At 63.6% G+C, this 25,173-nt stretch carries 22 protein-coding genes and 1 pseudogene; 11 read left to right on the top strand and 12 right to left on the bottom strand.

The genetic code is table 11. The features are described from left to right. Positions 1-81: 81 nt before the first annotated feature. Positions 82-854: pseudogene (locus DIC66_RS08045) on the bottom strand (transposase). 244 nt (positions 855-1,098) lie between these two features. Between DIC66_RS08045 and DIC66_RS08050 the strand changes: the two are divergent. Together DIC66_RS08050 and DIC66_RS08055 are read left to right on the top strand one after the other, a co-directional pair. Then, positions 1,099-1,386, top strand: coding sequence for a BrnT family toxin (locus DIC66_RS08050; RefSeq protein ID WP_117175937.1), 288 nt, complete (start codon positions 1,099-1,101; stop codon positions 1,384-1,386). After that, a complete protein-coding gene (locus DIC66_RS08055; RefSeq protein ID WP_117175939.1) occupies positions 1,383-1,607 on the top strand; it encodes a BrnA antitoxin family protein in 225 nt (74 codons plus the stop codon). The genes DIC66_RS08050 and DIC66_RS08055 overlap by 4 nt, the downstream gene beginning before the upstream one ends. 89 nt (positions 1,608-1,696) lie before the next feature. On the opposite strand, the gene DIC66_RS08060 is transcribed toward DIC66_RS08055, so the two are convergent. Continuing rightward, a complete protein-coding gene (locus tag DIC66_RS08060) occupies positions 1,697-2,266 on the bottom strand; it encodes an HD domain-containing protein (protein WP_199534687.1) in 570 nt (189 codons plus the stop codon). A gap of 114 nt (positions 2,267-2,380) precedes the next feature. On the opposite strand from DIC66_RS08060, the gene phnC reads away from it, so the two are divergent. The 6 genes from phnC to phnX are packed head-to-tail and all read left to right on the top strand — an operon-like array spanning position 2,381 to position 8,106. Beyond that, a complete protein-coding gene (gene phnC, locus DIC66_RS08065) occupies positions 2,381-3,238 on the top strand; it encodes a phosphonate ABC transporter ATP-binding protein (RefSeq protein ID WP_117175941.1) in 858 nt (285 codons plus the stop codon). A 28-nt stretch (positions 3,239-3,266) separates the two neighbouring features. Next, a complete protein-coding gene (phnD, locus tag DIC66_RS08070) occupies positions 3,267-4,214 on the top strand; it encodes a phosphonate ABC transporter substrate-binding protein (RefSeq protein ID WP_117175943.1) in 948 nt (315 codons plus the stop codon). 29 nt (positions 4,215-4,243) lie between these two features. Next, entirely contained in the window at positions 4,244-5,068 is an 825-nt protein-coding gene (gene phnE, locus DIC66_RS08075) for a phosphonate ABC transporter, permease protein PhnE (RefSeq protein WP_117175945.1), read from the top strand. Next, positions 5,044-6,180 carry an iron-containing alcohol dehydrogenase gene (locus tag DIC66_RS08080; protein WP_117175947.1) on the top strand — a complete coding sequence of 379 codons (1,137 nt, stop codon included), beginning with the start codon at positions 5,044-5,046 and terminating at the stop codon, positions 6,178-6,180. The genes phnE and DIC66_RS08080 overlap by 25 nt, the downstream gene beginning before the upstream one ends. Continuing rightward, a complete protein-coding gene (locus DIC66_RS08085; protein ID WP_233505836.1) occupies positions 6,167-7,306 on the top strand; it encodes a TIGR03364 family FAD-dependent oxidoreductase in 1,140 nt (379 codons plus the stop codon). Before DIC66_RS08080 ends, DIC66_RS08085 begins: the two co-directional genes overlap by 14 nt. Beyond that, a complete protein-coding gene (gene phnX, locus DIC66_RS08090) occupies positions 7,303-8,106 on the top strand; it encodes a phosphonoacetaldehyde hydrolase (protein ID WP_117175949.1) in 804 nt (267 codons plus the stop codon). The genes DIC66_RS08085 and phnX overlap by 4 nt, the downstream gene beginning before the upstream one ends. Positions 8,107-8,208: 102 nt before the next feature. On the opposite strand, the gene DIC66_RS08095 is transcribed toward phnX, so the two are convergent. The 6 genes from DIC66_RS08095 to DIC66_RS08120 form a co-directional block, all read right to left on the bottom strand. Further along, entirely contained in the window at positions 8,209-10,011 is a 1,803-nt protein-coding gene (locus DIC66_RS08095) for an AfsR/SARP family transcriptional regulator (protein WP_117175951.1), read from the bottom strand. A gap of 47 nt (positions 10,012-10,058) precedes the next feature. After that, complete coding sequence (locus DIC66_RS08100) at positions 10,059-10,334, bottom strand: DUF4242 domain-containing protein (RefSeq protein WP_117175953.1); 276 nt, start codon at positions 10,332-10,334, stop codon at positions 10,059-10,061. Between the two features lie 49 nt (positions 10,335-10,383). Then, a complete protein-coding gene (locus DIC66_RS08105) occupies positions 10,384-11,052 on the bottom strand; it encodes a peroxiredoxin-like family protein (RefSeq protein WP_117175955.1) in 669 nt (222 codons plus the stop codon). Between the two features lie 183 nt (positions 11,053-11,235). Next, positions 11,236-13,173 carry a pyruvate kinase gene (locus DIC66_RS08110; protein WP_233505837.1) on the bottom strand — a complete coding sequence of 646 codons (1,938 nt, stop codon included), beginning with the start codon at positions 13,171-13,173 and terminating at the stop codon, positions 11,236-11,238. A gap of 83 nt (positions 13,174-13,256) precedes the next feature. Further along, complete coding sequence (locus DIC66_RS08115; RefSeq protein WP_117175957.1) at positions 13,257-14,579, bottom strand: UDP-glucose dehydrogenase family protein; 1,323 nt, start codon at positions 14,577-14,579, stop codon at positions 13,257-13,259. A gap of 89 nt (positions 14,580-14,668) precedes the next feature. Further along, positions 14,669-15,589: a DMT family transporter gene (locus DIC66_RS08120; protein WP_117175959.1), complete on the bottom strand. Its 921-nt coding sequence runs from the start codon at positions 15,587-15,589 to the stop codon at positions 14,669-14,671. A gap of 114 nt (positions 15,590-15,703) precedes the next feature. Here DIC66_RS08120 and DIC66_RS08125 point away from each other — a divergent pair, with 114 nt between their 5' ends. Further along, positions 15,704-16,195, top strand: coding sequence for a hypothetical protein (locus DIC66_RS08125; protein ID WP_147321270.1), 492 nt, complete (start codon positions 15,704-15,706; stop codon positions 16,193-16,195). Here DIC66_RS08125 and ppk2 read toward each other — a convergent pair. Further along, on the bottom strand, positions 16,192-17,115 hold the full coding sequence (ppk2, locus tag DIC66_RS08130) for a polyphosphate kinase 2 (RefSeq protein WP_117175963.1): 924 nt from the start codon (positions 17,113-17,115) through the stop codon (positions 16,192-16,194). The two genes, DIC66_RS08125 and ppk2, sit on opposite strands and share 4 nt — an antisense overlap. A 109-nt stretch (positions 17,116-17,224) precedes the next feature. Next, positions 17,225-17,830 carry a hypothetical protein gene (locus DIC66_RS08135; RefSeq protein ID WP_117175964.1) on the bottom strand — a complete coding sequence of 202 codons (606 nt, stop codon included), beginning with the start codon at positions 17,828-17,830 and terminating at the stop codon, positions 17,225-17,227. A 218-nt stretch (positions 17,831-18,048) separates the two neighbouring features. Between DIC66_RS08135 and DIC66_RS08140 the strand changes: the two genes are divergently transcribed. Beyond that, positions 18,049-19,065 (top strand): ABC transporter substrate-binding protein, encoded by a 1,017-nt coding sequence (locus DIC66_RS08140; protein WP_158558871.1) that lies wholly within the window; start codon positions 18,049-18,051, stop codon positions 19,063-19,065. 21 nt (positions 19,066-19,086) lie between these two features. Next, positions 19,087-21,789 (top strand): putative bifunctional diguanylate cyclase/phosphodiesterase, encoded by a 2,703-nt coding sequence (locus DIC66_RS08145; protein ID WP_117175968.1) that lies wholly within the window; start codon positions 19,087-19,089, stop codon positions 21,787-21,789. A gap of 84 nt (positions 21,790-21,873) precedes the next feature. Here the strand turns inward: DIC66_RS08145 and DIC66_RS08150 are convergent, their stop codons facing one another. Beyond that, positions 21,874-23,838: a PhoX family protein gene (locus DIC66_RS08150; RefSeq protein ID WP_117176583.1), complete on the bottom strand. Its 1,965-nt coding sequence runs from the start codon at positions 23,836-23,838 to the stop codon at positions 21,874-21,876. A 156-nt stretch (positions 23,839-23,994) separates the two neighbouring features. Continuing rightward, positions 23,995-24,963, bottom strand: coding sequence for a porin (locus DIC66_RS08155; RefSeq protein ID WP_117175970.1), 969 nt, complete (start codon positions 24,961-24,963; stop codon positions 23,995-23,997). Positions 24,964-25,173: the final 210 nt, after the last annotated feature.

A 25,173-nucleotide genomic window follows, 5' to 3' on the forward strand; every position in this document is an offset into this window, starting at 1 on the left:
GGCAAAAATACAGAAAGGGGAAGCTCCAGATGTAGACTTATCCACAATCGAGTAGCCAAAAATACCTTTAAACCGTGTGGCTCAAAATTCGACTGCAAACTGGCTCAGATTGACGCTGGAATCAACAGTCTGCTCACCAAACGGTTCCTTGTCCCTGAGCGTGGCGTAACAAATGCGCGCCAACTTATTGGCCAGTGCACACGCCGCCTTGTTGTGGTTGCTGCGGGATTGCACATCCAGTGCCCAGCGCCGCACCCCACAGACCTCGCGCCCAGCGTTGTCTGCCACTTTGGAGGCACGCAATACGCTCCTGGCGCCGTGGGTGAGCAACATGCGCAGGTAGCGATCCCCCTTCTTGGAGATGTGACTCAGGTAGCGGTTGTTGCCCGAGCTGTATTCCTTGGGCGTCAAGCCAAACCAACTGGAGAAATGCCCCGCGGGGCGTTGATGCGTGAGGTGCGCGTACCCATCCACAAGCTACGGATGCGGTGCATACCCTGCAGGGCTTGTTGTTCGACTGACTTGACGCGCACCGGGCGCATGTCAGAGGCGCGGGTAGCTTCCAGCAGTGCGGCGGCATCGGCAGCATCGGTCTTGTTGCGTTTGACATAGGCACGAACGTATTGGGCAGGCAGCAACCGGACTTCGATACCCAGGCCATTGAGCCAGCGGCCCCAATGATGAGCCGAGCCGCAGGCTTCCATGATGACCAGGGATACATCCCGGCTGGCAAACCAGCGCTCGAACTGGGTGCGCGTGAGACGCTGGGTTTCAACCACGCGCCAATGTTCATCGGCTACGGCGAGTTGAAAGACGGACTTTGCAAGATCGACGGCAACGGTAGTAGCATTCATGTCGGACTCCTTACGTTGAAAGATCTGATCCCCATCCCCATGACGACCAGTACGTAACTTTTGCGCAAAAAGACGGGGGAGTCCATCCCATCACTCGAGTGGACTTCCACCATCTGGCCGCGTTATGCCGAGCAGCCGATCATCGCTTCGCGCGACCAGGCGGTTCCGGCCACTCAGCTCCAACGTTGAACAACTGCAGTGCCTTGTGGCTTGACTTGCGGCGATCGATAAATACAATGTATGTATGATTAAGTTCGAATGGGATGAGCCCAAAGCCATTGCGAATCTCAAAAAGCATCAGGTGTCTTTTGAGGAAGCGAAATCGATTTTCTTCGATGAATTTGGCGTTCAGTTCTTCGATGAGGAACATTCATCCGACGAGGAGCGCTTCCTGATGCTTGGTATGAGCTCTGGTGCAAAGCTCCTCATCGTCTGTCATTGCGAGCGAGAGCATGGTGCAGTTATTCGCATCATCTCCGCACGCAAGGCGACCAAGCGCGAAAGCGCGTTTTATCGAGGTGAAAAACCATGAAAGCAGAGTACGACCTCTCCAAACTGAAGTCTCGCAAGAACCCATATGCGTCCAAGCTAAAGAAGCCTGTAACCATGCGCCTTTCTGAAGATGTTGTGGACTATTTCAAGGGAATGGCCGATGAATCCGGCGTGCCCTATCAGAGTTTGATTAACTTGTACCTGCGCGACTGTCTTGCCAATGGTCGGAAAGTGCAAATCAACTGGCCACATGCTGCTTGACAAGTTGCTCGTCACGGAAACGCAGCTGATGAATACCGCTTCGCGACCCATGCTGCCTGCCGGACAGCGCCAACGTTGGCGCGTATGCGCTAACCGGCCTGTGCCCGGCTGCTGACCAGCGCCATCAGCGCCTGCAGCTCAGCCAGCGCGGCATCCGCATCAGCCGCAAACCAGCCCACCCGTTTGCCACTGTCATCCCAGGCCCGCAGCTGTTGTGCCTCCAGTGCAAAGGGCAGGGCAGCAAAGGCGCGGCATTCCTCAGACGACATGGGGCCGCCCTGCAGCGCCAGGCTGCGCACCGAGTCCACTGACAGCTTGTCGGCATAGCCGGGCCGCGCGGCCACCATATAGCGCTTGGCCTGCACATGCAGGCGCACTGGCTCAGCTACGGCTGCTCCCCACAGGGGCAGCAGGGCTTGGGCACCCAGGTTCTCGTGCCGGTCATCAATGCCATGGAGCGTGGGGGAGCCGGGCAGGTCGGTCATCAGGTGGCCGATGTCGTGCAGCCAGCTGGCCAGCTGCAGTGCGGGCGTGGCACCGGCCTGCAGGGCCAGTTGCCCGCATTGCCAGGCGTGCTCCAGCTGGGAGATGCCTTCTCCGTCATAGGTCAGCGCGCCCTTGCGCGCCCACAGGCTGAGGATGTCCGATGCGTGATTCATGGCGTCATGGTCCAGCAATGTGGTGACGCTTTGATGAAAGCCGCGTGTCGATCTTCGTGAAAGTTTCACACCGTTGTCATCAATGTTTCACGCGGGCTCGCCAACATGCCGGGCATGAGCACGCTTCCCGTCCCGGCTATTCGCATTACCCATGCCAGCAAGTCCTTCAACCGCCGCGCCAAAGCGCTGGACGGAGTGAACGCGACCATTGCGGTGGGTGAGTGCGTGGGGCTGCTGGGCGCCTCGGGCTCGGGCAAGTCCACCCTGCTGCGCAGCATCTGCGGCCTGGAGCGGCTGGACGGAAAGAGCAGCGCGGTGGAGCTGTTTGGCCAGCCCCTGCAGACCGGTGGGGTGCTGAGCCCGGACATACGCGCGCTGCGCCGCCAGACCGGCATTATTTTTCAGCAGTTCAATTTGGTGGGCCGCATGAACGTGCTCTCCAATGTGCTCACCGGCCTCTTGCCTGGCATGCCTTTGTGGCGTTCCCTGGCCGGGCGCTTTACGGATGCCGAGCATCTGCAGGCCCTGCAGGCGCTGGACTCGGTGGGCCTGGCCGACTACGCGTTTCAGCGCGCCTCCACCCTGTCGGGTGGGCAGCAGCAGCGCGCCGCCGTGGCGCGTGCCCTGCTGCAGGGCGCACGCATTCTGCTGGCCGATGAGCCAGTGTCTTCGCTGGACCCGGAGTCGGCCCGCCGCGTGATGGACCTCTTGCACCACCTCAACCGCAGCCAGGGCATGACCCTGGTGGTCAGCCTGCACAACGTCACCATGGCGCGCCGCTACTGCGACCGCATCATCGCCCTGCGCGCAGGGGAACTGGTGTTCGACGGCCCGCCCCTGGAACTCGACGACACCAAGCTGCGCTTCCTCTACGGCAGCAGTTCCGAAGAGTTGCTGACCGAGCACGACCCGCTCGATGCCCCTCCATTGCCTCTGCCTGTGTCACACCAGACTGAAGTGCTGGCTGCCTGATCTTTTTCCCTTTTACTGGAGTACCCCTATGAAACCTGTTTACGTTCTCGCCGCCTCCGTGCTGGCCCTGGGCAGCCTGTCTGCCATGGCCCAGGAAATCAGCTTCGGCATCATCGCCACCGACACGGCCAGCGTGGAGCGCGACCGTTGGGAGCCGCTGTTCCGCGACATGGAAAAGAAGACCGGCCTGACCATCAAGGCTTTCTATGCACCCGACTACGCCGGTGTGGTCGAAGCCATGCGCTTCAACAAAGTGCAAGTGGCCTGGTACGGCAACAAGGCCGCCATTGACGCGGTGGACCGCTCCAGCGGCGAAGTGTTTGCACAGGTGAAGAAGGCTGACGGCTCGCTGGGCTACTACTCCCTGCTCATCACGCAAAAAGACAGCCCCTACAACAACCTGAGCGATGTGCTCAAGAACAGCAAGACCATCAACTTCGGCATGGGCGACCCCGGCTCCACCTCCGGCTTCCTGGTGCCCAGCTACTACGTGTTTGCCCTGAACAAGGTGGACCCACGCACCGCCTTCAAGACCGTGCGCAACGCCAGCCACGGCGCCAACATCCAGGCCATTCTGGCCAAGCAGCTCGATGTGGCCACCAACAACACCGAAGAGACCGACAAGCTCGAAGCCACCAAGCCCGAAGTGGCCAAGGAACTCAAGACCATCTGGAAGAGCCCGCTCATCCCCAATGACCCGCTGGTGTGGCGCAAGGACCTGGACCCGGCCATCAAGGCCAAGCTCAAAGGCTTCCTGCTGGCCTACGGCCAGACTGACGCTGACAAGGCCGTGCTGAAGAATATATACAACTACAGCGGCTTCAAGGAATCCACCAACGACCAGTTGGTGCCGATTCGCCAGCTGGAACTCTTCAAGAACCGCAGCAAGATCGAGAACGATGCCCAGTACAGCGCCGAAGAAAAAGCCAAGCTGATCGCCGAGATCGACCAGAAGCTGGCCGCTCTGGGCAAGTAATACCAAGCTGTCACACAGGCCTGCCCTCCATGTCCGCCACTGCCACACCACCCGCCGCCTCTGCGCATCTGCAGACCCTGCTGCACCAGGCCCGCGCCAGCCGCGGCGGCTGGCGCACGCAGCTGGGCTGGGTGGTGGTGCTGGCCGTGCTGGCCTGGGCCTGGCAGGGGGCCGAGATGCGCCCGCTGGACCTGATCAAGGACGCGGGCAATATGGGCATCTTTGCCAGCGAATTTTTTCCGCCCGATTTCCATGACTGGCGCATCTACCTCAAAGAGATGCTGGTCACCCTGCATATTGCAGTCTGGGGCACGGTGCTGGCCGTGGTGGCTGCGGTGCCGCTGGGCCTTTTGAGCGCGCACAACGTGGCACCCCCGTGGGTGTACCAGCCGGTGCGCCGCCTGATGGACGCCTGCCGCGCCATCAACGAGATGGTGTTCGCCATGCTCTTTATTGTGGCCGTGGGCCTGGGTCCGTTTGCCGGTGTGCTGGCGCTGTTTGTGCACACCACCGGTACGCTGGCCAAGCTGTTTGCCGAGGCTGTGGAGGCCATAGACCCGCGCCCGGTGGAAGGCATACGCGCCACCGGCGCGCACAAGCTGGCCGAGTTGGCCTATGGCGTGATACCGCAGGTCATGCCGCTGTGGCTGTCGTATTCGCTCTACCGGTTCGAGTCCAATGTGCGCTCGGCCTCGGTGGTGGGCATGGTGGGTGCGGGCGGTATTGGCGTGGTGCTGTACGAGGTGATCCGCAGCTTCCAATACGCCCAAACCTGCGCCGTGCTGCTGATGCTGGTGGCCACGGTGACTTTGATTGATGTGTTCTCGGCATGGCTGCGCCAGCGCTTCATCTAGCCTGGGCCAACCCGGTACGCATTCATTGGGGTGCGGGCTGTTTCCAGAGCATTGCCGCCGATCAGCCCGTGGTGGTGCTGGCCGACCGCGCCGCCCTGGGCTATGAAGATGAGACCCTGCTGGGCGAGCGTCTGGGCGCGCAGTGCAAGGCCTGGAGCTGGTACCAGGGCGGGCTGGGCTCTGTGCCACTGGCGCAAATGCTGTGCGACGAACTCTGGCCCGTGCTGCAAGCGCACCCGCAGGCTGCGGTACTGGCCCTGGGCGGAGGCACCACGCTGGACCTGGCCAAGGTGCTGCGCTACCGCATGGCGGATAGCCGCATGGCAGCCGCCCACTGGCGCAACAACACCCTGCCTGAGCATGTGGAGCGCCACCCGCTGTGGCTGGTGCCCACCACTGCCGGCACCGGCAGCGAAGTCACGCGCTGGGCCACGCTGTGGGACACCGACATTGCCGCACCGGCCAAGCTGTCCTGGGCGCCGGCAGACGGCTTTGCCGAGCAGGCCTTTGTGGACCCGTGCCTGAGCCTGAGTTGCCCGCAGCGTCTGACCCGCGACTGCGCACTCGACACCCTGGCCCATGCCCTGGAGTCGCTCTGGAACCGCAACGCCAACCCCATCACCGAAGCCCTGGCGCTGGATGCCGCGCGCCTGGTGCTGCACAACCTGCCCAGCGTGCTGGAGCAGCCCGGCAACATCGCCCTGCGCGCGGAGCTCTCGCGTGCCAGCCTGCTCGCAGGGCTGGCCATGTCGCAAACCCAGACCGCGCTGGCCCACGCCCTGTCGTATGCGCTGACGCTCAAGGAAGGACTGCCGCATGGCGAGGCCTGTGCCGTCTGGCTGCCCATGGTGTGGGAGCTTGCAGTGCAACAGTCGCCCAGCTGTGATGCCGCCTTGGCGCGCGTGTTTGGGGGCACGGTGCAGGAGGGCACAAAACAAGCTCCCCAGGAAGCTGCCCACGTGGGCGCACAACACGGCGCGCAGGCCCTGCGCCTGTGGCTGCAAACGCTGGGCGTTGCGCCGCGCGACTTGCGCCAGAGTGCATCAGGCCGCGCCCAACTGGATACAGAAATGCGGTCCGCCCGCGGAAGGAATTTCATTGTCAACCGATAGCAGCAACAACAAGAGCGACCTGATCGTGGTGGGCTCCGGCATCGTCGGCATGGCCTGCGCGCTGGTGGCCATCGAGCAGGGCCTGAGCGTGCAGGTGGTGGAGCGCGACCCGGTGTGCACCGGCGCCTCGATCCGCAACTTCGGCTTTGTCACCGTCACCGGGCAGGGCAGCGGTGCCACCTGGAATCGCGCCCGCCGCTCGCGCGACATCTGGGCCCATGTGGCGCCCCAGGCCGGTATTGCCGTAGAGCATGCCGGGCTGTATGTGCTGGCCCAGCGCCTTGAAGCCGAGCCGGTGCTGCGCGAGCTGCTCAACACCGCCCAAGGCCTGCACCTGGAGTGGCTGGACCCTGAAGCCCTGCACCAGCGTGCCCCGCACCTGGCCCATGCCCATATACGCGGCGCGCTGTACAGCCCGCACGAGCTGCGCGTGGAAGCGCGCTATGCCGTCGAGAAGCTGCGCCTGTGGCTGCAGTCGCGTGGTGTGCGCTTTCATATGGGGCAGTCGGTGCGCCAAGTGGAGAGTGGCAGCGTGCGCCTGGGCCAGCAAGAGCTGCAGGCCGAGCGCATTGTGGTCTGCCCGGGCCCGGACATCCGCAGCCTGTTCCCCGAGGCCTTTGCTGCCTACCAGACACGGCTGTGCCAGCTGCAGATGCTGCGCGTGCGCCCGCCTGCCGGTTACCAACTGGGTGCCGCGGTGATGAGCGACCTGAGCCTGGTGCGCTACCGCGGCTACAGCGAGCTGCCCGGCGCCCAGCGCCTGGAAGACCGGCTGCGCCTGGAGACGCCGCGCGAGCTGCAGCATGGCATTCATCTGATCGTGGTGCAGAACGCCGATGGCAGCTTGGTGGTGGGTGACTCGCACCAGTACGGCGATTCCATGCCGCCCTTTGTGCCGGCCGAAATGGAAGAGCTGATCCTGCAGGAAATGCAGCGCCTGCTGTGCCTGGGCCACTGCCACGTGGAAGAGCGCTGGACCGGCATCTACCCCAGCGGCTCGCAGGACGCGTTTATCGAGACCGTGCTGCCCGGCGTGCAGCTGCTCAGTGTGATCAGCGGCACCGGCATGAGCACTGCCTTTGCCCTGGCCGAAGAATGCCTGATGGGCGAAAGGATTGCGACATGACGATTCAAGGCGTGGTGTTTGACTGGGCCGGCACCATTGTGGACTTTGGCAGCCTGGCCCCCATGGGTGCTTTTGTGCGCCTGTTTGCCAACCATGGCATCAGCATCAGCATCGCCCAGGCCCGCGTGCCCATGGGTCTGCCCAAGCTGGCGCACATCGAGGCGCTGGGCGCCATGCCGGAAATTGCCGCGCAGTGGCAGCAGGTCAAAGGCCAGGCCTTCAGCGCTGCCGATGCTGCTGCCCTCCTGCAGGAGTTTGAACCCATGAGTGCGGCCAGCGCCATGGAGCACAGCGACTTCATTCCCGGCTTCATTGACACCTATGCGTGGCTGCAATACCGAGGTATCGGCGTGGCCACCACCACCGGCTATACCCGCAGAATCATGACGCCATTGATCGCCAAGGCCGCCGCGGCCGGCTTTGAGCCGGTGCGCGTGATCTGCTGCGACGATGTGGCCCACAGCCGCCCCAGCCCCCTGGGCATGCAGGAGTGCATGCGCGCCCTGGGCCTGGACGGACAGGGCGACACCGTGGTCAAGGTGGACGACACCGTGCCCGGTTTGCAGGAAGCCCACAACGCCGGCTGCTGGAGCGTGGGCGTGGCCGCCAGCGGCAACGCCCTGGGCTGGTCCTGGCAGCAGTGGGTGCAGGCCAGCGAGGACGAACGTGCGCCCGCCGTGAAAGCTGCCAGCCGCATGCTGCGCGATGCCGGTGCCCATGAGGTGATTGGCAGCGTGGCCGATCTGCACACTGCACTGGCCGCCATTGAGGCGCGCGTCGCCCGCGGCGAAAAGCCCTGAGGCCAGCGGCAGCCTCTGCCCTCACGCCGTACCTTGGGCCCATTGGGTACGAACAAGCTTGGGCTCATAACCTGGCTTGCAACGCAACGCGATGCGCCAGGCCTAAGACCCGGTGCGCTGCGCTTCCCCCTGCAACTGCGGGTTGTCAATTTCGCTGGCCAACACGCGGGCTGCGCCAACGGCCGGGGCATGGCCGCCGTCAGCTTGGTGCAGGTAGGCGCGAACCACCATTTCACGCATGCCAGCGCCTGCGGCCAGCGACATCAATTCGTTGCGCCAGACCGGGGCTTGCGGCATGTCAGCTGCCGTGGCAACCCGGCACAGTGCGTCCAGCGCATAGGCCTTGCCCCACAGGTAGCCGTCGGGCAGGCGCGTAATGCGTTGGAGTGCGTCCTCCAGAATCCCGGCGGCCTGCACCGGTTTGCCGCGCATCATCGCCACCCGGCCCAGGCCGGTTGCGGCCATGCCCTCCCAGCACGGATCTCCCAATTGGCAGCCCAGCGCAAAGGCCTGCTCAAACATTTCGGTGGCCGGCTCGATGCGGCCACGCAGCAGTTCAGCCTCGGCGCGCAGTGACTGTGGCCACGGCAGGAAGGCCGTCCAGAGCCGCCGCGACAGATCAGACGAGGTATCGAGTGCTGCAACGGCGCCATCCACATCACCGCATAACAGCAGCGCACGCCCAAGCATGGAATGGGCAAAGATGGACTGCTTGGCATCGCCCACCGACTCGCATAGCCCTACTGCCTGGCGCAGCATGTCGGTGGCGGGACCGTAGAAGGCACAGTCGCTGAGGATGGTGCCCCGAATCCCTGCGATTCTTGCCTGCTCGGCCATGTCGTCGCCCGCCAGGATGGTGGCCCGGTCCATCCAGCCCAGCGCGCGCTCGTAGCTGCCCCGCAGCAGCTCCACATAGCCCAGTTCACGGCAGGCAGCCGCAGCCAGGGGGCGGGCGTCTTGCTGACCCAGGGCCAGCGCTTCGTGCAATGCGGCGGCACCTTCTTCGTCCCGCCCCCGCGCGGCGTGCACCAGCGCACCGCCCAGGGCCAGCCGCGACCGCGCGCGCAATTCGGTATCGCCCATATGGTCGGCATCAATGATGGCGCGGCGCAGGCATTGCAGGCCGGCGTCCAGCACGCCAGCGCCAATGGCCGCCTCGCCGGCCTGCAATTGGGCCAGCACACCGGCGCGGCCTGGCGCCGGGCGGGCCGTGGGTGACGCCGTCACCGTTTGCAGGGCTTCGGTCAGGGCCGGGCCCGGCGGCACGCCGAGTTCGCGCTGGAAGAGTTCGCGGCAGGCAGCGGCCTGGCGCGCCGCACCAATGCCATCGCCCGCAGCGCCCAGGCAACGCACCAGCAGCACCTGGAAAGACTCGTCGAGCGGATTGAAGCCGACCAGGCGCGCTGCAAGTTGCGTGGCCTCTGCCGCACCGCCCGTGGCCAGGCGCGCCAGCGCGGCTTCGCGCAGTACCGACTGCGCCGTGGCGCGCATGCGCCGGCGCTCTGCCTCCAGCCAGACCGCAAAGGACGGGCTGCTGGCAAAGCCCACACCTTCGAGCAGATCGAGCCCCAGGCCCGGTACCGCCAGTGCGCTGGGCCAGTCACCGCGGGCCACCACATCAATGTCCAGATAGGCAATGCGCTCCATCGGCAGCACCACGGTGTCGCCGCCCAGACCCACATCACCCAAGGCGCGCCGCAGCTCGCTCAGGTTCCATCGCAGGGCCGCCAGCGGATCCTCGGCCTCCTCAAAAAGCAGGGCCGCCAGCCGCTGCCGGCTCACACCCGCCGGATGCTGCAACAGATAGGCCAGCAGGCCCCATGCCTTGTTGCCGCGCAGCACGGCCTTGACCGTGCCTTCGCGCACAACGCTTGGCTTTCCAAGCAGATGAATGATGGGTCCCATGCGCCGATTCTCCAGCCAGAATCCCAAGGGCGCAATCGGCACGCGGCTCAGGCCTCGGCGGTGGTCGGATCGATGCTGGCGACCACACGCGCCACGCTGTCGGCCGGGAAGCCGCCGCGCCGGGCGTGTTCGCGCACCAGCTCCTCGTTGGCGGCGATGTAGACACAGTAAATCTTGTCGCCGGTGACGTAGCTCTGGACCCACTGGACCTCGGGTCCCATGTCACGCAAAACGCTGCAGGATTTTTGTGAGATGGCCTGCATGTCGGCCGTGCTGGCCGCGCCGATGTGGGGAATGGAGCGCTCGATAACGAATTTGGGCATGGTGTGTACCTTGGTGGTTGGTGGGACAAGTCGACAGGCTGGTGCGGCATCAAGCCGACCAGAGGGATTCTTTGAGGGCGGCGGTCAGCACCAGCGGATTGGGCCAGTCCTCACAGTGCTGGTAGCGGTAGGCCAGGCGCACCCGGCCGGCGGCGTCAATGACGAATTCACCGGGCAATTGCCAGGGGCTGTTAACTGCGGCGCGCGGCGTGCCGTGGCGCGATTGCTGCAAGTCCGCACCGGCTTGCGCATCGATCTTCAAGAACGCGTCGGGCGCGTCAAAGACGATTTGCGACGCTTGGCCCTCCAGCAGGTCATAGGCCTCAAAAACGCGGCGGGTGGGGTCGCACAGCACCGGACAGGGCACGCCCAGGCGCGCGGCATAGTCGCTGGCCTGCTCCGGCAAGCCCTGCCCGATGATCACCACCCGGGCACCCAGGGCCAGGTAGTCGGCATACTCGGCCTGCAACCGCTGCGCCCGCTCAATGCCGCAGCTGCAGCCGTAGTGGCGCCAGAACAGCAGCAGGGCAGGGCCGGTGCGCCAATAGTCAGAGAGGCTGACCGCCTGGTTGCCTGCGTCCTGCAAGCGGAAGTCGGGCGCGGCATCTCCCGGCTGCAGGGGCACCTGGGTCCAGCGCAGGCGCGCGGGTCCGCGCTTCCACAGCGCCAGCCATTCGTCCTCAGCAGATTGAACCTGCTGGCTCAGGGAACTTGTCATCGTCGAGTCCTTTGAAGTGGAGGAGAAACCCAACGATACGGGGGGAGCGTGTGACACAGCGTGTGAGCCATTTCACATCGGATGCATCTGGCACAGCGACTGCACCACGCCCGAGCCGCAGCAGCCGGCGCTGCTCCATGCCGAGCGGTCGGGCTTTCGTTTGCCGGGGCGCGCCAGTGGCGCTTAGCTGCCGGGCTGGTCCCAGGCACTGAGTGCCTTGAGCAGGGGGCGGCGCTTGAGCTGGTGGGCCTGCATGCGGCCCAGAATATCGTCGAGCATGCGCATGGCGTCGGTGATGTGCGGCCCCTTGTTGAGCATCACGCATTCGGCGCGCTCGCCCATGGCGGCATCGGTGATTTCGGCGCGTGAGGGCAGGCCGGTCTTGGCCAGTGTCTCCAGCACCTGCGTGGCCCAGATCACCGGCATGTGTGCGGCTTCTGCGGCCCACAAAATCTCTTCCTGAATTTCGGCCAGGTTTTCGTAGCCGCACTCCACGGCCAGGTCGCCGCGGGCAATCATCACACCGGCGGCCTTGCCCGCCATGGCCGAGAACAGCAGGGCCGGCAGGTTGTCAAAGGCCCTGCGGGTTTCGATCTTCAGCATGATGCCGATGTCGGGCGCGGCCAGTTCGTTCAACTGCGTGCGCAGCTCTTCCACGTCGCTGGCCTGCTGCACAAACGACAGGCCCACCAGGTCGGCCAGCTTCACCACGGTGTGCAGGTCCACCAGGTCTTTCTCGGTGAGGGCGGGCAGCGTCATGCGGCTGTCGGGCAGGTTGATGCCCTTGTCGCTCAGCAGCTTCTCGCCGCTGTCGCGGGCCTGGGTAATCTCGGCTTCGAGCCAGTCGGCGCTCACGCGCTGGATGACAGCACCTATGCGCCCGTCGTCAAACCAGATGCGCTCGCCGACGCTGACCTGGGCAAAGATCTCGGGCAGGGTGCAGCCTACGGTGGGCACAGTTGCCGCATTTTTGCTGCGGCCCTTGCTGCGTCCCTTGGGCTTGTCCTGCGGCAGGGCTTCCTTGGTCACACGCAGCGTGTCGCCCCGGTGCAGGTGCAGCACGCCTTCCTTCACCGGCAGGTCGGCAATGGCCGTGACACGGGCGCCTTTGCCCTTGCGCACGCGCTTCAGGCAGGTGTCGGGCACCAGGTAGGCGGTCTGCCAGCATTCGGCCAGGGCGCCGCTCTCGTCCACCTGCACCACGTGCAGTGTGCGGCCAGATTCGCGCGCGTCGTCAAAGGCCAGTTCGTCGCCCGGCTTCAGGGCGGCCAGCCACTTGGCATCCACACTCAGGTGCTGGGTGGCACCCTCCACCGCGTCACTGCTGCCTGCTGCACGCAGGCCCACGCACGCCGGGGTGACCACCAGGCCGTGCTCATCCCGCTCGGGGCTGAGCTTGAGTACAGCCGCGCCGGCTGGCAAGTGGCCGGTGCGCAGCTTGGGGCCGCCCAGGTCCATCAGGATGCGTACCGGCTTGGTGACGCTGCGCGAGGCCCGGCGTACATGCGAGGCCATCGCCTTCCATTCGGCGGGGCCGTCGTGGGCGCAGTTGATGCGGGCAATGTCCATGCCCGAGGCCACCAGCTTGCGGATCAGGGCGTAGTCGGTTGCGGCCTCCGAGGGCAGGGTCACCATGATACGCACCGAACGTCCCTTGGGGCTGTCACCCAGCAGGTCCACTGTGTGGCGGTCCAGCAGCTTCTTGCTGCTCTTGATGCCCACCGGCTCGTCGGCCGAATGGGCCTCCCAGGCCTGGCCGGTGAGGCGATGCAGAATGCCCAGCACCTTGTCCACATTGGCCAATACATTCGACTCGGAGCGGCCCAGCGACGACAGGCCCATGCCGGCCAGCCAGTCCTGCAGATGCGCATGGTCAGCGTGGCGCAGGGTCAGGTAGTGGGACAGGTTGCGGGCGCTGGCGAGGTAGGAGGGGTCTACCTTCTCGAAGGTCTGCAGCAGCGATTTTTCATTCGCGAGCATGGCAGCGCGCAGGGCCCAGAGTTGGGCGATGACGTCCTTGCAGGCTTGTGCGTCCCAGGTGTCGGTGGGTGGGGTGGTGGCAGTAGCCCGTTTCAGTTTTGCAGTGGTCATCTTGGCAGCCTTGGTGGGTGGGGCAATCATGGTGCGCCCATTTACTGCGCGTGGTTTAGCGCCAGATCAAACACATCGAAGTTACGCCCGTGTCACCCGGCCTGGTGGCTGTACTAACGCCCTATGGCCAGGTATTCAAAGCCCATGCCGCGCACCCACTTGGGGTCGTACAGGTTGCGGCCGTCAAAGATCACCGGGCTCTTCAGGCTGGCCTTGATGCTGTCGAAATCGGGGCTGCGGAATTCCTTCCACTCGGTCACGATCAGCAGGGCATCGGCATGCTCCAGGGCCTCCAGGGGCGAGTTGGCGTAACTGATGCCGCCCTTGCCCTGCAGCATCTGTTGCGCATGCGCGGTGGCCACCGGGTCGTAGGCGGTGACGGTGGCACCGGCAGCCAGCAGGTCCTGGATGACCGTCAGGCTGCTGGCTTCGCGCATGTCGTCGGTGTTGGCCTTGAAGGCCAGGCCCCAGATGGCAAAGTGCCGGCCCGTCAGGTCGGCACCAAAGCGCGCCTTGACCTTGTTGGCCAGCACATGCTTTTGCTGCTGGTTGGCAGACTCCACCGCGGCCAGCACCTGCATGTCCATGCCGCCATCGAGTGCGGCTGTCTTGATCAGCGCCTTCACATCCTTGGGGAAGCAGGAGCCGCCATAGCCGGCACCGGCATACAGAAAGTCGTAGCCAATGCGCGGGTCGGAGCCTATGCCCTTGCGTACGTGTTCGATGTCGGCACCCAGCTTTTCGGCCAGGTTGGCCAGCTCGTTCATGAAGCTGATGCGGGTGGCCAGCATGGCGTTGGCGGCGTATTTGGTGAGCTCGGCGCTGCGGATGTCCATCAGCACCAGGCGGTCGTGGTGGCGCTGGAAGGGCGCGTAGAGCGCGCGCATATTGAGGGCGGCCTGTTCGTCGTCGGCGCCCAGCACAATGCGGCCCGGGCGCATGAAGTCTTCAATGGCGGCGCCTTCTTTCAGGAACTCGGGGTTGGACACCACGCTGAACGGTGTGTCGATGCCGCGTGCAGCCAGCTCGGCGGCAATGGTGGCGCGCACCTTGTCGGCCGTGCCCACGGGCACTGTGCTCTTGTCCACCACCACCTTGTAGTCGGTCATGTGGCGGCCGATGTTGCTGGCGGCCTTGAGCACGTATTGCAGGTCGGCACCACCGTCTTCGCCCGGGGGCGTGCCCACGGCGATGAACTGGATGGTGCCAAAGCGCGTGGCCACTTCGATGTCATCGGTGAAGTGCAGGCGCCCTGCCTTTGCGTTGCGGTGGACCATGTCCTCCAGGCCGGGTTCCCAGATCGGAATCACGCCCTCTTTGAGCGCGGCGATCTTGGCCGAGTCGGTGTCAAAGCAGATGACGTCGTTGCCCACTTCTGACAGGCAGGTGCCTGTGACTAGGCCTACATAGCCTGTGCCAATCACGGTAATTTTCATAGGGTTTCAGGTGCTTGCTGGAGCTTTGATGCTCTGACAGCGCCATGAAACCCTGATGGCAGTTGTGTGTCAGTTTGAAGGCTGGGCCCTCAGGCCGCAGCACCCGTCAGGCGCCTGAAAACATCGGCCACTGCGGTGTGCAGCGTCACCGTCAGCACACCCAGCAGCACGATCAGCGAGCCCAGCACAAACGGCAGCTCCAGCGGCTCGCCCAGTATCAGCACGCCCAGCACCACCCCCAGCACCGGCGTGAGAAAGGCGAACACCCCCAGGCGCGAAGCCAGGTAGTGGCGCAGGAGCCAGAACCACACCAGCAAACTGAAAAACGACATGACAAAGGTCTGGTAGGCCAGGCTGGCCCACACCAGCGGGGTGGACACAAACAGGGTTTGGCCCGTCAGCACGGCCGCTGGCAGAAGCCAGGCAAAGGCGCCGCCCAGCTGGTAGAGGATGGTCTGGTTGGGCGCGGTAACCGACAGCCGCGTGGTGCGTATGGCCACCGTGGTCGCACCCCAGGAGGCACCGCCCAGCAAGGCCAGCAAGTCACCCCACAGGGACACCTGGCCGCTGCCGCCTGTGCCACCCAGGAACGCATAGGCAATGCCGCCAAAGGCCACGCCAATGCCCAGCCACTGCACCCGGGACAGGCGCTCGGCTGGCAGCTTCAGATGCAGGCCGATGGCCGCAAAAATCGGCGAGGTGTACAGAAACACCACCGTGTGCCCGGCGCTGGTGTGGCGCAGCGCCAGGGCCACAAACAGATACTCCAGCGCAAACAGCACACCAATCAGCAGGCCCGCACGCCAGGCGCTCCAGTCAAAGCGCTCCCGGCGCCACCGCATGAGGGCGGCCACCAGACAAAACGCAACGCCTGAGCGCAGCGCAATCTGCAGCATGGGCGACATGCTGCCCGCGATGGCCTTCATGGCAATTTGCTGCAGGCTCCAGATGACGCACAGCATCAGCATGAGTGCCGAGGCCTGTGTGTCGAGGGCTTTTCTTTCATCCATGGGGCGTGCCTTGTTGTGTGACAGGGATTGTGGCCTGCTTGCGGATTGTCACGCCGCCTACTTGTGCGGACCTTAAATTACGACAGATCTGTGAAAACACCGGGGGAGCCCAGCGTGAGAAAAATTGTTGCACCCGCCCTTGCGCGGCTCTACATGGGCAGCTTTTATCTGGCCATGCCCGTGATGCCGCTGCTGGCCTCGCTGCTGTTTTTGCGCAGCAAGTACGTGTTGGAGTACCGCAGCACCTTCAAGAAGCTGCGCATCCACGCCGCAGCCATGCAGGAAGGCCCGGCAGAGCACTACTTCCATGACGTGATGGGCCGCAGCCCCACCGTGCCGCAGGAAATCCACGGCACATGCGTGCAGTGCGGCAACTGCTGCATGGACCGGCGCTGTGTGTTTCTGGAAGACGTGGGGGGCGACAAATACCAGTGCGGCATCTACCAATCGCCGTTTCGCAAGCTATCCAACTGCGGCTCATTCCCGTTGAACCAGCGCGACATCGACCGCTATGCCTGCCCCAGCTATACGGCGGGTGCTGTCATCCCCATCCATCCGGAAAGAGCGGCTGGCGTGGGCTACGCCAGCCGCGTGCCTGCGCCCTAGTAGCGTTCGGGCACAAACATGTCGGAGGGCACGGGCTGGCGGATGTAGTCGGCATTGCGCACACGCTCGGGCAGCACCACGGCATCGTGCTCCACTTCGGTGTAGGGAATCTGGTCCAGCAGGTGCTGAATGCAGTTCAGGCGCGCGGTCTTCTTGTCCACCGCCTGCACGATCCACCAGGGCGCCTCAGCAATGTGGGTGCGCTCCAGCATGGTCTCTTTGGCCTTGGTGTATTCCTCCCAGCGCACGCGGCTCTCCAGGTCCATGGGGCTGAGCTTCCACTGCTTGAGCGGGTCGTGGATACGGCCCAGAAAGCGCGAGTGCTGCTCTTCATCGGTGATGGAGAACCAGTACTTGATGAGCTGGATTCCGGAGCGCGCCAGCATCTTTTCGAACTCGGGCACGGTGCGGAAGAACTCCTCGTATTCGTCATCCGAGCAAAAGCCCATCACGCGCTCCACACCGGCGCGGTTGTACCAGCTGCGGTCAAACAGCACCATCTCGCCGGCAGCAGGCAGGTGCGACACGTAGCGCTGGAAATACCACTGCGTGCGCTCGCGGTCATTGGGGGCGGGCAGTGCGGCCACGCGGGCCACGCGCGGGTTCAGGCGCTGGGTGATGCGCTTGATCACGCCCCCCTTGCCGGCCGCGTCGCGCCCCTCGAACAGGATCACCACCTTGTGCTTGTTGGCCACCACCCAGTCCTGCAGCTTGACCAGTTCGCCCTGCAGGCGAAACAGTTCCTGGAAGTAGGTGCGGCGGGCCAGGCGTTCTTCTGCGCTGCGCGGTTGTCCGTGGGCCGCCAGCTCTTCCATGTTGCGCTCTTCAAGCTCCATCTCCAGCTCTTCGTCGTAGCTGTCGAGCAGGTCTTCGCGCAAGCGGCGCATCATCTCTTCTTGTTGGGTGGGGTCAATGCTCATGGGTGTTCCGCCGAAATCTTGTTGAGAAAAATAGCCTGAGCATGCTGCAAGCATGTTTCATTATTGTGACAAGTTGGCGGCGTTCGGGTCAATGGCATGACCCTGCGGCTTAGTGCTGCCCGTCCTTGAGCGGGTCCAGGCGCTGGCCGCGCAGCAGGGCAATGGGCGAGGCCCAGTAGATCTGCACGTTGTGGAAGGGGTCCAGCAGGATCTTGCAGGCCCAGGCCAGGCCCCAGGACGGGCTGCGGATGAAGAACAGGTGCAGGGTGCGAAACAGCAGGCCACCCACCCCGAGTGCCAGCCACATCAGGCCCACGTCATGCAGATAGCCTGCCACGCCTACAGCCGGGGCAATCAGGCCCAACAGACTGGGGCTCAGGGCCAGCAACACCGGCAGGGACAGCCAGACGGCAATCAGGATCGCCTTGCGCCGCATGTTGAAGCCCACCTTGATGTCTTCCTTGTGCGCGTAGCTGGTGTCATTGATGTGGTCATAGCCACGCGGCTCAAAGAAGATGTGGCCGCTTTGGCGTGTCACCATACCCACCGCCCAGCCGACGATGCCAGCGGACGCGGGGTCCACAAACAGCAGCGCATAGGCCACCAGAAAGCTGCAGGCGCTCACCAGATGCAGGGTCTGGTTGATGCGGCATTGGTGGTAGTAGCGGTGGTCATCCCACTGCAGTTGTTGAATTTGCTTCCAGAATGAAACCATGCGAATTCCCCTTGGTGAATGACAAAAGGCCAATGTAGGAACGCTGTGTGACGCATCGGTGAATCGCCTTGTGAAAGAGCGATGACTATTGCGCCAGATCAATCGCAACAGAGTCAGTGGCGAAACCTGCACCGGGCTGTGCACAGAACATGTATGGATAAAGCGGCCCGCGCCGCATGCTTACTGCCTACAATTTAAAAAACAGAGAGGGCGTCAGCATGAATCATCCAAGAAGGCGGCTTCTGGCCTTGTTGTGGCTGGCGGCTTCTGCGGGTCCTGCGCGGGCGGCGAACCTGCACAGGGTGGCGGTCTCCGTGCCCGGGCCCGGCAATCTGCTCTTTCTTCCCGTTACATTGGCCCAGAAACTGGGCTTTGACAAGGCCGAGGGTATCGAGCTCGATATCCGTTATGTGGGCGGCGGGCCGCAGGCCTTCCAGGAAATGCTGGAACGCAATACGGATTTTTCGGCCGGCGGTTTTGCTGCGCTGGGGCTGCAGCGCGCCAGCGGCAAGCCGGTGGTGTGCATCGCCCCGATTTCGCGTGTGCCGGCCTATACGCTGCTGGTTCGCAAGCAACTGGAGCGCCAGGTGCGCAGCGTCAAGGACCTGTCCGGAATGGTGCTGGGGGTCAAGGGCCATGTGCCGGGGGGACGCTCCACCACGCAGTTGTTTGTGGAATATGTGCTGCGTCAGGCGGGCGTGGCGGTCGACCGCGTCAACTTTGTGGCCGTGGGCCAGGCCTATGACAGCCAGCATGCGGCCCTGGCCAGTGGCACGGTGGACGCCATCATGGGCGATGAGCCCTTTGCCACGCGATTGGTGGGCGAGAAGGTGGCCTTTGTGCTGGCCGACTTCCACGACCTGGCTGCCACCCGCAAGTTGTTGGGAGGACTGTTCCTGAACGGCCATTTGGCCACCCGCGAAGATTTCATTGCCAGCCGGCCGGATACCGTGGCACGGATGGTCGCCACGCTCACGCGCACGCTGGTCTGGATTGCGGCGCATACCGCCCGCGAGGTGGTGGAGGCGCTGCAGGTAGAGGATGCCGAGGCGCGCGCAGCCCTGCTTTCCGTACTCGGCCAGCACAAGGACATCTATTGCCCTGACGGAAAGTTCTCGCAGGAGCAGGTGGCCACAGCCAACCGCTTTCTGCATGCGGCGGACAGGAGTGAGGCGGTGCAGGCGCTGCAATTGGGCAGCATCGTCAACAGCCAATGGGCCGGCAGCGCGCCCTGAGTACGCGCTGAACATAGCACCATGAAGACCTTCCACCGCAGCAGCCTGCGTTACCAGCTTTACGCACGCCTGATGGCGGCCTTTGTGTTTGTCGCGGTGTTTGGCGGCATGGCCCTGTTGTCGGGCTACCAGGCCCTGATTCAACGGTCGGCAGATGCGTCGGCAGAGGGTTCCCTGCGCCATGTCGAACACAGCCTGGAGCAGCTCAGGTCCAGCTGGCAAAAGAATGCACAGGCGGTGAAGGTGCATATCGATTTCATGCGCATTTTTGGCGAACCCTCCAACGACGCGGCCTGGCTGCGGCTGCGTGCCTATTTCGCCAGCCTGGAGGGCACGGTGGGCAAGTTTCCCTCTGGCGCGGTGACCAGCGCAGACGGCAGCGTGCTGTTTGCGTTCGGGCCGGATGGCCAGGCCTTCGGCAAAGTCGTGGATGGCACCGCCAGGCTGCCGGAGTGGTACTACAGCGCAGCGCACCGCGCCGCCTTTGCACTGGTCACCTCGCCCCTGTGGCTGGGGCAGCAGGGCAATGGCCGGTTGGTGCTGCTGCAGCCCCTGGACAGCGGTGTGCTGGGTGCCCTGGCGCCCAAGGATGTGCGCCTGCTGCTGGCACTGAACAATCGGGTGCTGGGCAGCTCGCGTGGCTCCATGGACGAGACTGCCACCGTCACCATGGACTACAGCGGACGCGTGGCCTTTGATGCCATAGAGGCCGAGCAGCGCACGCTGCAGCTTTTCGGCTCAGACCCGGCGGCACCGCAGTTGCTGATCCAGCACACGGTGAGCGAGCCCATTTCCAAGCCCCTGCTGCTGCTGTCCGTGACCGCCTTGTTGGCGCTGTTTGCGGCCATTTTGTGGATATCCATTGGTCAGTGGTCGGCCAAGATCGCACAGCGCATTGAGCACCTGTTCAGGGCCTCCGAGATGTTTGTCGCCTCGCACCAGCTCAGTGAGCCTCTGCTGCAGCGTCTGGCGCTGGCCAGCGCACTGCCGGACGAACTCGCCCAGGTGGCGCAATCCTCATTGGCGCTGATGCACAGCATCGAAGTGTTTGACCAGGAGCACTTTGCTTACCTGCAGACCCTGGATCTCCTGGAAGAGGGCGTGGTGGAGATCGATGCCCAGGGCGTGTTCCTGCTTGCCAGCCCGGGCTGGACGCGCCTGACCGGCATGCAGGTGGACTGTGGGCGCGACCTGATTTTTGAGGCCGTGCACCCCGAGGATGAACCCGACTTCCGCAAACAGCTGGAGCAGCTGACCACGGGTGCCAAGTCCAGCCTGGTGGGGCGCTTGCGGCTGCGCCAGCTGGACCGCAAGGACCTGTGGGTGGAGTACCGGTTCATCGCCGGTGAAGGGCGGCAAAAAAAGCAGACCAGCGTGCGCGGCGTGCTGCGCGACATCACGCAGAGCTATCTGCTGGAAAAACACATCTCCCATATGGCGTTGCACGACGCGCTGACCGAACTACCCAACCGCATCCTGTTTGAGGACCGCGCCACAGTGGCCCTGCACATGGCGCAGCGCAAGGGCAACAAAGTGGCTGTGGGCTTTGTGGATCTGGACCATTTCAAGAACGTGAACGACCAGCACGGCCACAAGGCGGGCGACCAGATGCTGGTGGCACTGGCACAGTCGCTGCGGGCCTCCCTGCGGTCTGGCGATACGCTGGCGCGCTGGGGTGGGGACGAATTCGTGGTGCTGCTGACCGATCTGGCCCAGTCGAGCGATGGACGCGACGTCATGGCCAAGTTTGCCGCCAGCTGTGAGCAGCCCATGCTGATTGACGGCAACCAGTTCAACATCACCTGCAGCATGGGCGTGGCAATCTTTCCGGATGACGCGCAAACCGTGGAGGCCCTGCTGTCCCAGGCCGACCGCGCCATGTTCTTCGCCAAGGAGCAGGGCCGCAATACCATCCGCTTTGTCTCCGACATGGCCGACCGCGATCAGGAGCGCCGCGCACTCTACATCCAGAACAAGCTGGCCAAGGCCATCAAGGGGCAGGAGCTGCGGGTCTGGTTCCAGCCCATCGTGGACGCACAGACCCGCAAGGTTGTTGGCTGCGAGGCGCTGGCGCGCTGGCATGACGACACCTATGGCTGGGTGTCACCGGCCACCTTCATCCCCATGGCGGAAAACCTGGGGCTCATCCGTGAGCTGGGCCACCAGATCTGGATACAGACGGTGGAGAGCATGCAGCGCTGGAAGCGCCTGGGCATCGCACTGCGGGTGGCGGTGAATGTGTCGCGGCGCCAGCTGTTCATACCCAGCTTCACCGCGGATCTGCTCGATGACCTGGCGGCGCTGGACCTGTCGCCCGCCGACATTGACCTGGAGATCACCGAGAGCGTGGCCATGGAGGACGCCGAACACACCACCAAGCGCCTGCTGGAGCTCACCGCCTCGGGCTTTGGCATTGCCATTGACGACTTTGGCACCGGCTACTCCTCGTTGTCGCAGCTGCATGACATGCCCGCCACCAAGGTGAAGATCGACATCTCCTTTGTGCGCCGTGTGCACTTGCCCCAGGGCGAGCAGCTCATACAGGCCATTGTCAAGATCGCCTCCGCCTTCGAGCTCAGCACTGTGGCCGAGGGGGTGGAAGACGAGGCAACCGCGGCCCTGCTGTGCGCGCTGGGCGTGCAGAGCCTGCAGGGCTACCACTTCGCCCGGCCCATGGATGCCGACCTGTTTGAGGCCTATTTACTCGAACGCAAGGACGCGTAAGCCGCCCCCAGCGCCATGGCCGCAAGGCCAAAAAAAAGGCGGGCGGCTGCATATGCAACCGCCCGCCCGGTGAGGTCCCGCGGTTTAACCCAGCTTGACGCCGCCCACGTCTGCCGTCAGGTAGCCCACGGCCGCGCCGAAGCGGTCCTTGTAGTTGGCGCGCACCAGCGGGTCCAGCGTGGCCTGGACCTTGCTGTGCAGCTTGGCATTCCAGTCACCGGGGTGCTGGAAGTTGGAGGTGATGTACATAAAGCCGTTCAGATCGTCCACTACACCCAGGCCGGTGGCCTCGGCGCCCGAGGGCATGGACATCAGGCGGCTGAGTTGCTTGGTGTCCACGTTGTAGGCCCAGACAAAGTTGTTCACGTGGGTGCCGCTGTCTTCACCGATGAAGAGGGTACGCAGCTTCTCCGAGAACTTCAGGTTGTCGGGGTTGGAGATCTTGTCCGGGTTGGCCAGATTGCCCAGGGCATCGGGGGCGATGTCTTCACCCACCAGCATGGCACGGGTGTTCATGGGAACCCACTCGCTCGGGATGGCAGCACCGGCCTGGTCCACCTGGCCACCGCCCAGGTTCAGGGCAAACACGCCACCGGCAATCAGGGCCTTGTCCAGGGCAATGCCGCTGGCTTCACTCCAGCCCTTGCCAGTCTTGACCATGGAGTCCTGGATGTTCTGCAGCGCGGAGTAGGCCACCTTGTCCTTGATGTTGAGCGTGGTGCCTTCCATCTTGGAGAAGCCCATGCTGCCACCCATCAGGTAGGCGTAGCGGTGGGTTTCCAGGAAGGCTGCAGCCTTTTCCATGCCGGGCTTGACCTTGATCCAGTTGGCCGTGCCGTTGTAGAACACCTTGGTGAAGCTGGCGTCCTTGGGGTCGACCTTGAGTGCGGTCATGATGTCCGAGGGCTTGAGGGTGTCGGCCATCTTCTCGATCTCGGCGCTGGTGGCATGTCCCAGCTTGATCCAGCTGACCTTGGCACCGGCATCTGCCGGGTTGATGGAGAAGCCGCTGCCCAGCTTACCCACATACAGGGTGCCGGCAGACAGGTTCTTTTCCTTGTCGGCCACAAACATGAACAGGCCGCTGTTGGTGTAGTCGTCGCCCATGAAGACGGTGCGGTTGTCGGGCATGACTTGCACCAGCTCGTGCGAGATGCGGCCCATGCAGAAATGCTTGACCAGGGTGCCGGTGCCGTCGGGGTTGACAGTCACTTCGGGCAGGTGGCCGTAGTGGTAGGGGTTGGCCACGGTCTCGTCGCCGAACAGGTTTTTGCTGAAGGACTTGAAGAGCTTGTTCTCGGAGATGAAAGGCGCATCGGGCTCGTACTCTTCGCTCGACAGGTGGGTGTTCCAGGGTGACAGGCTGGAGCCGCAGGTGATCCACAGGCCCTGTGCCTGCGAGGTGTCCACGTTGTGGTATTTCACCAGGCTGAGCTTGCCGGTGGCGGGGTCCTGGTCGAGCGTGAGCACGGCAATCGGGGAGGGCAGTGTGCCGTAGGTGTCGGCACCGCCTTGGTCGGTGTTGGTGTACTCAAACTGCACCACGGCAAACACCGTGTTGCCCTTGACGCCCTTGACGCTGGCAGTGGGCAGCTTCAGCAGCGAGGTGCCGTCCGGGCAATCCGAGAAGAATTGGCGCTCCTTGCCGGCCACCGACTTGTCCATGATGGGGCGGTTGAAGATGTCCACATAGGCGCCGGCCAGCGTGGTGCCACCCTTGCCGTCCGGCACCTGGTCACCGGTGATGAAGAAGGGCTGGTAGGCCAGCTTGTAGGCGCGCGTGCTGCCGTCTGCCAAGGTGACCTGCAGGCTGGAGGCCACGGTGGTGGTGGCCATGGCTGCGGCGTTGGCCAGCGAGGGTGCGGCCATGCCGGTGAAGGCAGCCGAGGCAAAGGCGGCGCTGGACATGCCGCCTGCGGCCATGGTGGTGCCACCGCTGGCACAGCCGGCCAGCAGTGCGCTGGTGGACAGGGCGCCCAGGGGCAGCATGGGGGCGGCGGCAAAAAATTTGAGGGCGGTACGGCGCGAGGGCATGTTGGAAGCGGACATGGTGGTGAATTCCTTGGGGCAGAGGTTCAGGTGAAAAGCAAGCGCCATCCTAGAAAGTCAATGTGATGGTTTGATGACAATTCCGTGGCGAAGGCATAAAAAAACCCGGGCAAGCCCGGGTTATTAAACCTTGGATACTAACTAACGGAGATCGATTTAGAAGGTGTACTTCGCGCCGATTTCCATGACGTCGCCCTTGTTGTTGGTGTCGTTCAGGCCGCACAGGTCCAGGAAGAAAGTCATGTTCTTGAAGGGTGTGTAGCCCAGGCCGACTGACCACTCGCCGTAGGTCTTGGTGCTGGTTTCGCGGTTCTGGAAGGCCGCGCCAATGTCGAACTCACCCATCACATGGGTCACGGCCACGCCGGTGTAGTTGGTCTTCACGTTCTTGAGTACATCGGTGGCGGTTTCAGAAACAGCCAGGCCAATCACCTTGGTGTTGCCGAACTTGTAGGCAGCCGTCAGACCGGTGACGTTCTTGGCCGTGTTGGCGGTGTAGGGAGAGTCGCTGATGTACTTGGCCACTTCGCTGTAGCCCAGGCCGATGCTGAGGTCGCCCAGCTTGTACATGCCCGAAATGGCTGCGCCGTGGTTGCCGTCGTTTGCGGCGGCGTTGTTGTTGGCGGTCAGGTCCACAGCAAAGGTCAGGTCACCGATCGTGTTCAGGTATTGCAGGTGGCGGCCGTCGTTGGAAGAGGCAGGCTCAGTGACAAATGCCTTGTCGCCATGGGCCACGCCCAGGGCTTCAATGACGTTGTCTTCAAAGTAGGTGTCAAACTGGCCCACGGTGAAGCGGCCAAATTTCTTGCTGGCAATGCCGAAGCGGGTGTCGTCGGTCTGCACGGGGTTGTTGTCGACGATGGGGTCGTAGTCGACTTCGATTTCACCGAAGATGGAGATATCGTCGTTGATGATGCGGGTGGCCTTGATTTCGATCTGGTTCAGGCCCTTGCCGATCAGGCTGGGCTGGCTGGTCTCGCCCTTGGCATCCTTGATGGTCTGGTAGTAGGCAGCAACGTCCACGTTGACTTCGAACTTGGTGTCGGTGCCCACAGCGAATTCAGCGGCAAAAGAGGGTGCAGCCAGCGCAACCAGTGCGAGGGCGATAGAAGATTTCTTGAACATTTATTTACTCCAAACGGGTTCAGTTGATAAGTCACATCCGATAACGACATAACGGGATGGAGTCTCTCGTTGGTCTGTGACAAGTCCGTGTAACCGATATGAAGAAACTGTGACGTTGCGTACGCGCGACGTGCTGCGAAGGTGGCTTCAGGATGGGGCGGTGGTGGCTGCAAACGCAGCCCCCCGCAGGAATCCGACAATGCCTTCGGG

Origin of the sequence: Rhodoferax lacus, from assembly GCF_003415675.1 — a bacterium.
Classification (GTDB): Bacteria; Pseudomonadota; Gammaproteobacteria; order Burkholderiales; family Burkholderiaceae_C; genus Allorhodoferax; species Allorhodoferax lacus.